Source organism: Brevibacillus sp. JNUCC-41 (assembly GCF_014844095.1).
GTDB lineage: Bacteria > Bacillota > Bacilli > Bacillales > DSM-1321 > Peribacillus > Peribacillus aracenensis.
This window is the reverse complement of the sequence record NZ_CP062163.1, coordinates 2240642-2252500: the sequence shown is the minus strand read 5'-3', so window position 1 is coordinate 2252500 and position 11859 is coordinate 2240642. Positions and strand designations below refer to the sequence as shown.

The following is an 11859-nucleotide window of genomic DNA, read 5'->3' as shown; positions in this document are numbered from 1 at the left end:
AAGTCCCCCAGTTTCCAATGACCCTCCACGGTTGAGCCGTGGGCTTTCACATCAGACTTAAGGAACCACCTGCGCGCGCTTTACGCCCAATAATTCCGGACAACGCTTGCCACCTACGTATTACCGCGGCTGCTGGCACGTAGTTAGCCGTGGCTTTCTGGTTAGGTACCGTCAAGGTACCAGCAGTTACTCTGGTACTTGTTCTTCCCTAACAACAGAACTTTACGACCCGAAGGCCTTCTTCGTTCACGCGGCGTTGCTCCGTCAGACTTTCGTCCATTGCGGAAGATTCCCTACTGCTGCCTCCCGTAGGAGTCTGGGCCGTGTCTCAGTCCCAGTGTGGCCGATCACCCTCTCAGGTCGGCTACGCATCGTCGCCTTGGTGAGCCATTACCTCACCAACTAGCTAATGCGCCGCGGGCCCATCTATAAGTGACAGCGTAAACCGTCTTTCCATCTTCTCTCATGCGAGAAAAGAACGTATCCGGTATTAGCTCCGGTTTCCCGAAGTTATCCCAGTCTTATAGGCAGGTTGCCCACGTGTTACTCACCCGTCCGCCGCTAATCTCAGGGAGCAAGCTCCCGTCGATTCGCTCGACTTGCATGTATTAGGCACGCCGCCAGCGTTCGTCCTGAGCCAGGATCAAACTCTCCGAAGAAATGTTTGACTTGCTCATTTGCTTTTTTGATAGTGTGTGCTCACTTAAAATTTAACGTTGGCGCTTTGTTTTGTTCAGTTTTCAAAGAGCAATTTCACAATCGTTCTTTCGAACGGCTGTTTATTCATCATAACACCTTATTGATTAGTTGTCAACTTCTGCGAAGTTTTTAACTTATTTTAAATCGCTGTGTTTTTCAGCGACCATTTCATCTTATCATTTTCATAGTAAGAAGTCAATAGTTATTTCTTTCAGCAATCTACCGAAAGTGATGAAGTTTTTCGTTTCTCTTAGTTGGTGCTTATTTATATTAATCCTTTCCCAATATAAAGTCAACACATTTCATACATTTCTTTGTTAAATGATTTAATCACTTAATGGAATAAATGCATTTGTCATACATTGGCTTCCGCTTGAAACATATAAATCAAACAAAATCATTGCCCCCACCCAATTTATTGATTCATAGACCCGTTAGAAGCACATTCCCCTTCAACCTAGTAATACTTTTGGCAAAATCCATAAAACCCGCAAGTGATAAGTAACGGCAATAAAAATCTGTATAGATGAAGAAACGTATAATTAGATGTATAAATCGAATAATGAAACCTGATTGTTCATTTCGAATGAATTGATTTAAAACAAACCACTAAATCACGAAATTACATTGTCCAAATATTAAAAAATTTTTTTACAATTTTACTTTCATGTACTATAATATATATATTTTAAAAATTTCAGGAGAGACTTTTAATCATTATAAAAATAGTTGGGAGAGGAATTTATAAATGATTAATAAAAACACATCTTTGAGGATGCAAAGTATCGTTTTTATTGGCTTTATGGGGGTAGGAAAGACGACGATCGGTCAGAAAGTAGCAAGGAAATTATATAGGGACTTTATTGACATAGATCAAGAAATTGAAAAGGAATTCAATATGCCCACTACGGAAATATTCAAGAAGTTTGGAGAAAAAGCTTTTCGCGAAAAAGAAAAAAGTGTGATTGAAAGCTTTAGTCAACAGCAATTGAAAATCATTTCAGTTGGAGGCGGGGCATTTTTACAAGAGGATATACGAAATATCTGTTTATCCAATTGCATTGTCTTTTATCTGGACTTATCTTGGGAATACTGGAAAGAGAGAATAGGCTTACTAATTGATAGTAGACCTGTTTTACAAAGTCGGTCACTTGAGGAAATTGAAGAACTCTTTTACACAAGACAAGAAATATACTCCTATCATCATTCAAAAGTGAATACCAATGATCTTGATGTTGAAGAAGTGGCAGACTTCATAGTCGATTCATTGAAAGTGGCCTGGGATATTTATGAACCGCTTAAGTAAAACCATCCTTTTTGTTATGTAATCAATGTTCCCAATAAAAGAATAATAGAAAAGATGAAAAGGGTACAGCGGTATGGATACCTAGTCTCCTGTAAACTAATCACCTTTTTATTTTTCTTTTTTAGGAAGACTCTCTAATAATCAGTTCTGGATTCAATATGATTCGCTGTTGTTCACGTTCAACTTTCTCCATTTGCTGATACAGAAGATTCGCTGCCTCTTTTCCTATACGTCTAGGGAATGAGGAAATGGTCGTTAACGGAGGATGATAGATTTCTGCGACTGGAACGTTATCGAACCCTACGATATCTATATCTTTTCCAGGTGTATATCCTTTCAGCATTAATCCTTGCATAACACCGAAGGCAATTAAGTCACTAAAGCAAAAAATTGCCGTAGGCGGATTAGGATTCTCAAGTACTTTCAATACAGCCTCCAGCCCTCCTTCCCGTGTAGGGGCACTATCTATCACCAACGAATCATCTACTTCCAATCCCGCTCTTGAAAGAGCTTCACGGTATCCCTTCATTCTCTCAATCCAGGTAGAAGATTCCTTGATGCCACCAAGAAGCGCAATTCTTTTATGCCCCTTTCCAAGGAGATGCTCAACAGCGATCTTGGCTCCTTCTGGATAGTCTATGCCTACGTAGTCGCTATTCACTCCAGGTAGTTCCCTGACAGCAAGGACCATCGGCGTGTCAATTTCATTTAACCGTTCAATTGTATCTTGTGAGCTTTCAGAGACAGGACAAAGAATCAGGCCTCCCACCCTATGTTCCATCATGGTGGAAAGGAGATGGTCTTGCTTGACAACCGAGTCGAATGTAGTCCCCAGCAACACTGTATACCCGACCTCATCCAATGCATCGTGAACGCCTATCAGGAATTCAGAAAAAAAGGTATTTGATATGTCGGTAATAATGATTCCTACAGTATCGGAACTCTGCGACCTTAGGTTTGCTGCAATTCTATCGTAAACATAGCCTAATTCATGCATGGATTTTAATACCTTTTTTCGCGTCGCTTCCGATATCCGGGGGTTATTACGAACGATAAGGGAAGCAGTGGATGTAGATACCCCAGCATGTTTCGCTACCTCTTGCAGCGTGACCCGCCCTTTTTTGGTTTGTTTCATTGTTCAATCACCATCTTGAATGTATTTTTGATGTACTTATTATTATCATGTTCTTACTATAATAATAATATAGTTCTGTCATTATTACACCCTTGCTTTTGGAACATGGTTATCTCATCGATTAATAATCCCTCCAATGCATCTATATCAAAAAAAACGCCACCCTAGTTCTACAATATAGTGTTTTAATAATCCTTCAATATTTTAGCCATGGTTAAATATGGTCTGATGCTGTGTCAATTTTTTATACCGGTAATAAACAAAAGCTGCAGCTAGGATTCCTATCGTTGCAATAAAGCAATCGAATAGAAATATATGGGACATATCCCCACTCTTAGCGATCAAGCCCGTTCCAATTGGTAAAATGACGCTCGCCACACTGGATGCCGTCGCAACGATCCCCGTTACAGTTCCCTTTTTCCTCCAGAAAAGTTCAGTCATTATTGCAATGGTTAATTGAAATATCCCAGCTGTCGATGCTCCAAGGAAAAAGGAGCTAATATTCAAGACAATAGGTGAATGTATCGTTAATATGATGATTACCGTAAGTAAAGTAATCATTGGGTAAAGCAATATCACCGTCACGGGCTTAATCCATTTGTTTAATAAAATGGATAATAGCAGGACGGAAATTAGTGATCCAACACTATAAAAGCTCAATAATTTAATTGCACCTGAAGATGACATCCCTGCAACTTCCTGGCCGAAACTCGGTAACCAGATTTGCGAAACTGTAAATAACGCAGTTGATGTAAACCCAATTATGATTAGCGCGACTCCTTCGCTCCAAAATTTTGGTTCAGTTATGAACCTGTTCATATGCAAAACCTCCTCATGACTGAAAGCGTCGGATTTGCTTTTTGGAAATGAAGCGGACAACATAAAAAACATATTCATGAAATAGATGACAGCCGGTAATAAAAATGCAAACCCGTAAAATAATTGGTTCCTAGCAAGAAGCAGTATGAGGAATGGTAGGATTGTTGCACCAAGTGAACCAAAAGCCTTGACCATAACACTGGCGGAACCAGCAGATTCAGGAAACATTTCAGTTAGCGCCGGATATGTACCAGCATCCATGGCTGAGTTGGAAATTCCCGCAAGTAAAGCAAATACAAAGGCCATTTCATATGTGGGGGAAAATGGAATCCCAATTAAAAAAACTCCCATTATAACCGAAGAGACAATGACCAATGGCTTTCTTCCAAATTTATCCGATAATACTCCCGAGATACCATACGTGAGTAATCTGCCTATTCCTATAGCTGCAATAAGATAACTGATGCCAGTAGAGTCCGTATCCCATTGTTCTGTTAAAGAGGGCATGTTTGAGGCGAGAATTATATTTACCATCCCCAGCAGAAAATAGTTAATATACATGCCAGATGCCGCTTTAAAATACTGATTGTTCATTATTACACCCCTCTAATAAATCCGGTTGTGTTTCTCCCCTAGAACACTTTAATGCAAATGTAATTACGCTAAAGCCTCCCCTTTATGTTATCCATTTATATGAAAACCACTTTTGAAAAAAAAATGCTAAGAAAAACAAGGGATTTCACTCCCTGCATTTTCTTAGCTCCGAGGTTACTGCACTCATTTGATGGGAATCATATAATGATGATGCACATCTATTATGACTAAACCTCTATTACGATAAAATGGAAAATAATCTCCAGAGTGGGATCATCTTATTCTGCAAACAATTGCTCTTTGATGTAATCAACAGGCATCTGTTGACCTGTCCATAATTCAAAGGCCAATGCACCTTGCCAAAGCATCATCCCAAGGCCATTAATGGCTGTAGCACCAGCAGCCTCAGCTTGTTCCATTAGTTTTGATTTACGTGGGATGTATACAACATCGGTTACGATTAAATCAGGACGCAGCATTGATTCGTCTTGAATGACACTTAAACCTTCAAGTGGTTTCATGCCAACGCCGGTTCCATTTGCCAAAATATCACTAGTTGCGATTTCAGCCTTTAGTTGTTCAACATTTTCAAGAGGATATACATTGGCTTTCACATTTAAGTGCTTCATACCTTCATTGATGATCCGTACATTCTCTACTGCTTGCGGGAAGAAAGCATCATCACGAGCAAAAATGCTGATTTCCGCCACTCCTTCCAGCGCAGATTGAATGGCAATTGGAGTAGCAGCCCCGCCAGAACCGATAAGAGTCATTTTCTTGCCTTTAATATCTATACCATGTTCTTTTAGGTTCCGAGTATATCCCATTCCATCGGTACTGTGACCTACGAACTTTCCATCGACATTGACAACTGTATTAACGGCTCCGGAAAATTTAGCACTGTCTGCCAATTCATCAAGATATGGAAGTATTTTCATTTTATTTGGCATGGATACGTTGAATCCTTTTACATTTAATGCACGCATCCCTTTGACTGCATCTTCCAGCTGTTCATTTCCAACTTCAAATGCTAAATAAGCGCAATTCAAGCCTAATTTATCGAAAGCCAAATTATGCATGGCAGGTGATAAAGAATGTCCGATAGGTGTTGCCAGCAATCCTACTAATTCCGTTTTTCCATTAATTCGTCCTAGATTTTCCATGTTCTATTCCCCCTGTTTTTTAAAATCTTATATAAGTTCCTTCTTGAAAGGAATTATGAGTTAAATGTTTTGATCAATAATCTCCAATACAGCTTTTAATTGAGCAACAGGAATTTGTCCTGGGGCAGATGCTTCTTTTCCGGCACCGAATGTACAAGCAGAACCAAACACCGTACCTGATAATCGACTGACCAGGCCTGTGCCCGACATTGACATCGTAATGAATGGACGATCGGCATACTTTGTTTTCATCGTGTAAGTTGCATCTAATAAAACGAGTAAGTCACCAACCGTCTGGGGCATTACAGCGATTTTTGGAATATGGGCTCCAAATTCCTGCATTTTACGCAATCGGTAAATGATTTCTTCTTTTGCTGGTGTCTTATCGAAATCATGGTTACACATTACTACGTATACGCCATTATCCTCAGCTACCTTTACAGTCTCCTTCACTGATGATTCTTCAAAAAATAACTCCACATCGACAAGATCAATCTTCTTCGTGCCAATTGCTGCATGAAGAAGTTTGAAATAATATTCATCGCTGATTTCCTTATTCCCGCCTTCCTTATGGCTTCTAAAAGTGAAAAGCAGCAAAGTATTGGGTACAGCACTCCTAAGTTTAGAAATCATATCCGAAACGGCTTCTAAGCTTTCAACTTGTTCATAGACATCTACTCGCCATTCGATGATATCCGGCTGTAGTGCATTTACCGTTTCAACTTCTTTAAGCAGTTCTTCTTCAGTTGTTCCCATCAGTGGAACGATGATCTTTGGTACCCCTTCTCCGATCGTTACGTCTTTGATCGTGATTGTTTTCATGGATGTTTCCCCCTTTTATCATTATCTTCAGTGGAGATTCATGCCCCGCTGATTTTCGGCTAAACCGTATAATTGGAAACCTTAATTACCTTTTTGTATCGATAGGCAACGAATACGGCCAATAAAATACTAACTAACGCAATTGCCACATCAAACAAGAAGACCGCAGATAAACCAGCACTCTTAGAAATGATGCCTGTAACGAAAGGTATGATAATAAAGGCTGAACTGGCTGCAATGTTTACATATGAAGTAATCGTCCCTTTATTGGCAGGGAAGAACTCTGTTATTATTGTCATGGCCAATTGGAATACCCCTGCAGTTGAAAGCCCAATGAAGAAAGTGCTCAAAACAGTTATAAATGGTTGTTGGATGTATAGGAGTGACAATAAAGATAATGCTGCAATGATCGGATAAATAATCATGACGGTAATGGGCTTAATTACTTTATTCAATAGAACCGCTAGTAATATGACAGAAACAAGGGAGCCAATGCTATAGTAACTAAGCAATTGAACAGCCTTAGCCTGGGTTAGCCCCAACACATCTTGTCCAAAGTTCGGGAGCCAGACTTGAACCAGCATGAATAAAGCAGTTGATGTGAAGCCTAATAGTATGACGGCAACCCCCTCCTGGGCAAACTTCGGTTTTGAGAGGAATTGGTGTTGAACCGGTACAGCTTGTTCATCATCTTGATTCTGGCGTTGAGCTTTATGATCCGGGAATGAAACCTTAAGGAGGAAAAGCCCATTAACAAGATAAACAGCAGCCATTAAGAAGAATGTATATCCGTAAAACATATCTCTAGCCATAAAGAACGCCATGATAAATGGTAGAAGTGCGGCCCCGACTGAAACGAATGCTTTTATTAATACAGTAGCGGAACCCGCTTTCTTTTGAAAAGCCTCGATAAGTGCTGGATACGTACCAGCATCCAAAAATGAGTTTGCAACACCAGCACACACAGCAAATATAAATGCCAATGTGTAGTTAGGAGCCAATGGTATACCTATGAGGAAGATCAGGTAGATAAAAGATGCTGAAACGACAAACGGCTTCCTTCCTAACTTATCCGACAGTCTACCGGCGAAAAACAATGAAACTAACTTACCGATTCCTATTGCAGAGACCAAGTAACTTATCCCTGAGGCACTTGTATTTATTTGTTCGGATAAATTCTCCATATTTGACCCAATGATAATATTGATCATGCCTAAAATAAAATAGCTAATATATAAACCTGTTGCCATTTTTATAAATGGATTTTTCATGAAACACACCCCTATTAAAAAAGTTATCGAAATGCAATTTGACTCTTAAGCCTTTTAGAAGTTTCCCCCTTGCCCCATACCATAAATTTAAGAAACAAGTTACGAACTAATTAAAAACAATAAACTTCATTAAGTTAAGTTAGTATATCGTTCTACTAACTTTTCGCAAACTAGTATATCGTTCTACTAACCTTGGTTATATTAGTACATCGTTCTACCAATAAAATTGGTATATCGTTATACTAATGCTTAACGATTAGTTTCTAAATTCAAAAGGTATTGAATAAACTCTTACGCTAAAGTTTTTAGTTAACTTTCTTTAGTATATCGTTCTACCAAACTATTATACTGCGCTAATTTAATTGTGTCAAACTCATGAAGCCATCCCTCATACTCATTATTTTTAAATTCCAAAGGTTCTCATTTTGGAACCTATTCACTTTAAAAGTTCAGCCATACCTTTGATTTGTTAGTGTTCATACAAGATGAAGAACACTTTTATTTACAGTGGCGCAAATTATTTTATTATTTATGAAGGCTCCCTTCTTTTTCGATATTCACCACTTTTTTATTTACCTGTTTCTGAATAAGTTACCTGTTTCTGAATAAATTTCTTTTTAGCTAAAATATATGCAATGCTGCTTATTTAAATCCAATTGTCCAGGTATTTGCAATCGATTTGAATAACTCGTATCTAAGTAAGGTTGGAAGAACATCTCGCTTTATATCCTAAGTTGAGGATGGGTCAAAACGATTCTAAATATAAAATGAGAACCGCCTTTCGATTTCATCCTCTATCAAGGATGATCTAACAACTTCTGTATATGGAGAAATAATGGGGCCTCATAATTGGTTTTATAACAAAAAAAGACCAGCCGGATGGCTGATCTTATAAATGGCTTGGCGGCGTCCTACTCTCACAGGGGGAAACCCCCAACTACCATCGGCGCTGAAGAGCTTAACTGCCGTGTTCGGAATGGGAACGGGTGTGACCTCTTCGCTATCGCCACCAAACATGTAAGGAACGTTGTTCCTTCAAAACTAGATAATAAGAAGGTATTTCATTTTTTTAAAGCGTTGGTTAAGTCCTCGATCTATTAGTATCAGTCAGCTCCACATGTCGCCACGCTTCCACCTCTGACCTATCAACCTGATCATCTTTCAGGGATCTTACTAGCTTGCGCCATGGGAAATCTCATCTTGAGGGGGGCTTCATGCTTAGATGCTTTCAGCACTTATCCCGTCCGCACGTAGCTACCCAGCTATGCCTTTGGCAAGACAACTGGTACACCAGCGGTGCGTCCATCCCGGTCCTCTCGTACTAAGGACAGCTCCTCTCAAATTTCCTGCGCCCGCGACGGATAGGGACCGAACTGTCTCACGACGTTCTGAACCCAGCTCGCGTACCGCTTTAATGGGCGAACAGCCCAACCCTTGGGACCGACTACAGCCCCAGGATGCGATGAGCCGACATCGAGGTGCCAAACCTCCCCGTCGATGTGGACTCTTGGGGGAGATAAGCCTGTTATCCCCGGGGTAGCTTTTATCCGTTGAGCGATGGCCCTTCCATGCGGAACCACCGGATCACTAAGCCCGACTTTCGTCCCTGCTCGACTTGTAGGTCTCGCAGTCAAGCTCCCTTGTGCCTTTACACTCTACGAATGATTTCCAACCATTCTGAGGGAACCTTTGGGCGCCTCCGTTACTCTTTAGGAGGCGACCGCCCCAGTCAAACTGCCCACCTGACACTGTCTCCCACCCCGATAAGGGGCGCGGGTTAGAATTTCAATACAGCCAGGGTAGTATCCCACCAACGCCTCCACCGAAGCTAGCGCTCCGGCTTCTCAGGCTCCTACCTATCCTGTACAAGCTGTACCAAAATTCAATATCAGGCTGCAGTAAAGCTCCACGGGGTCTTTCCGTCCTGTCGCGGGTAACCTGCATCTTCACAGGTACTATAATTTCACCGAGTCTCTCGTTGAGACAGTGCCCAGATCGTTACACCTTTCGTGCGGGTCGGAACTTACCCGACAAGGAATTTCGCTACCTTAGGACCGTTATAGTTACGGCCGCCGTTTACTGGGGCTTCGGTTCAAAGCTTCGCTTGCGCTAACCTCTCCCCTTAACCTTCCAGCACCGGGCAGGTGTCAGCCCCTATACTTCGCCTTGCGGCTTCGCAGAGACCTGTGTTTTTGCTAAACAGTCGCCTGGGCCTATTCACTGCGGCTTTTCTGGGCTATTCACCCTAAAAAGCACCCCTTCTCCCGAAGTTACGGGGTCATTTTGCCGAGTTCCTTAACGAGAGTTCTCTCGCACACCTTAGGATTCTCTCCTCGCCTACCTGTGTCGGTTTGCGGTACGGGCACCTTACATCTCACTAGAGGCTTTTCTTGGCAGCGTGGAATCAGGAACTTCGGTACTATATTTCCCTCGCCATCACAGCTCCGCCTTAATGGAAACGGGATTTGCCTCGTTTCCGGCCTAACTGCTTGGACGCGCATATCCAACAGCGCGCTTACCCTATCCTTCTGCGTCCCCCCATCGTTCAAACGATGTATAGGTGGTACAGGAATATCAACCTGTTGTCCATCGCCTACGCCTTTCGGCCTCGGCTTAGGTCCCGACTAACCCTGAGCGGACGAGCCTTCCTCAGGAAACCTTAGGCATTCGGTGGAAGGGATTCTCACCCTTCTTTCGCTACTCATACCGGCATTCTCACTTCTAAGCGCTCCACCAGTCCTTCCGGTCTGACTTCAACGCCCTTAGAACGCTCTCCTACCACTGACACCCAATGGTGTCAATCCACAGCTTCGGTGATACGTTTAGCCCCGGTACATTTTCGGCGCGGAGTCACTCGACCAGTGAGCTATTACGCACTCTTTAAATGGTGGCTGCTTCTAAGCCAACATCCTGGTTGTCTAAGCAACTCCACATCCTTTTCCACTTAACGTATACTTTGGGACCTTAGCTGGTGGTCTGGGCTGTTTCCCTTTCGACTACGGATCTTATCACTCGCAGTCTGACTCCCAAGAATAAGTATTTGGCATTCGGAGTTTGACTGAATTCGGTAACCCGTTGGGGGCCCCTAGTCCAATCAGTGCTCTACCTCCAATACTCTCATCTTGAGGCTAGCCCTAAAGCTATTTCGGAGAGAACCAGCTATCTCCAGGTTCGATTGGAATTTCTCCGCTACCCACACCTCATCCCCGCACTTTTCAACGTGCGTGGGTTCGGGCCTCCATTCAGTGTTACCTGAACTTCACCCTGGACATGGGTAGATCACCTGGTTTCGGGTCTACGACCTCATACTCATTCGCCCTATTCAGACTCGCTTTCGCTGCGGCTCCGTCTCATCAACTTAACCTCGCATGAAATCGTAACTCGCCGGTTCATTCTACAAAAGGCACGCCATTACCCATTAACGGGCTTTGACTACTTGTAGGCACACGGTTTCAGGATCTATTTCACTCCCCTTCCGGGGTGCTTTTCACCTTTCCCTCACGGTACTGGTTCACTATCGGTCACTAGGGAGTATTTAGCCTTGGGAGATGGTCCTCCCTGCTTCCGACGGGATTTCTCGTGTCCCGCCGTACTCAGGATCCACTCAGGAGGGAACGAAGTTTCAACTACAGGGTTTTTACCTTCTTCGACGGACCTTTCCAGGTCGCTTCATTTACCCCGTTCCTTTGTAACTCCATGTTGAGTGTCCTACAACCCCAAGAGGCAAGCCTCTTGGTTTGGGCTAATTCCGTTTCGCTCGCCGCTACTCAGGAAATCGCGTTTGCTTTCTCTTCCTCCGGGTACTTAGATGTTTCAGTTCCCCGGGTCTGCCTTCAATACCCTATGTATTCAGGTAAAGATACTGTTCCATTACGAACAGTGGGTTTCCCCATTCGGAAATCTCCGGATCAAAGCTTACTTACAGCTCCCCGAAGCATATCGGTGTTAGTCCCGTCCTTCATCGGCTCCTAGTGCCAAGGCATCCACCGTGCGCCCTTTCTAACTTAACCGTTAAAAAAGATCTTACAGATGCTTTGAAAAAAATTAATT

At 42.4% G+C, this 11859-nt stretch carries 6 protein-coding genes and 3 rRNA genes (1 of these 9 running past the window's edge); 1 reads left to right on the top strand and 8 read right to left on the bottom strand.

All coding sequences use genetic code 11. The features are described 5' to 3' along the window. Positions 1-659 (bottom strand): 16S ribosomal RNA (locus JNUCC41_RS11080) (it extends 892 nt beyond the left edge of the window). 788 nt (positions 660-1447) lie between these two features. Between JNUCC41_RS11080 and JNUCC41_RS11075 the strand changes: the two genes are divergently transcribed. Next, positions 1448-2005, top strand: coding sequence for a shikimate kinase (locus JNUCC41_RS11075; RefSeq protein ID WP_192207620.1), 558 nt, complete (start codon positions 1448-1450; stop codon positions 2003-2005). A 121-nt stretch (positions 2006-2126) separates the two neighbouring features. Here JNUCC41_RS11075 and JNUCC41_RS11070 read toward each other — a convergent pair whose 3' ends face one another. The 7 genes from JNUCC41_RS11070 to JNUCC41_RS11040 form a co-directional block, all read right to left on the bottom strand. Then, on the bottom strand, positions 2127-3140 hold the full coding sequence (locus tag JNUCC41_RS11070; protein ID WP_192207619.1) for a LacI family DNA-binding transcriptional regulator: 1014 nt from the start codon (positions 3138-3140) through the stop codon (positions 2127-2129). A 204-nt stretch (positions 3141-3344) separates the two neighbouring features. After that, on the bottom strand, positions 3345-4553 hold the full coding sequence (locus JNUCC41_RS11065; protein WP_192207618.1) for an MFS transporter: 1209 nt from the start codon (positions 4551-4553) through the stop codon (positions 3345-3347). A gap of 278 nt (positions 4554-4831) precedes the next feature. Further along, a complete protein-coding gene (locus JNUCC41_RS11060) occupies positions 4832-5716 on the bottom strand; it encodes a quinate/shikimate dehydrogenase (RefSeq protein WP_192207617.1) in 885 nt (294 codons plus the stop codon). 60 nt (positions 5717-5776) lie between these two features. Further along, positions 5777-6538, bottom strand: a complete 762-nt coding sequence (gene aroD / locus JNUCC41_RS11055) for a type I 3-dehydroquinate dehydratase (protein ID WP_192207616.1) — start codon at positions 6536-6538, stop codon at positions 5777-5779. Positions 6539-6597: 59 nt separating this feature from the next. Continuing rightward, positions 6598-7809 (bottom strand): MFS transporter, encoded by a 1212-nt coding sequence (locus tag JNUCC41_RS11050; RefSeq protein WP_192207615.1) that lies wholly within the window; start codon positions 7807-7809, stop codon positions 6598-6600. Between the two features lie 898 nt (positions 7810-8707). Beyond that, positions 8708-8823: ribosomal RNA gene (rrf, locus tag JNUCC41_RS11045) — 5S ribosomal RNA — on the bottom strand. Positions 8824-8886: 63 nt separating this feature from the next. Then, a 23S ribosomal RNA gene (locus JNUCC41_RS11040) occupies positions 8887-11819 on the bottom strand. Between the last annotated feature and the right edge of the window lie 40 nt (positions 11820-11859).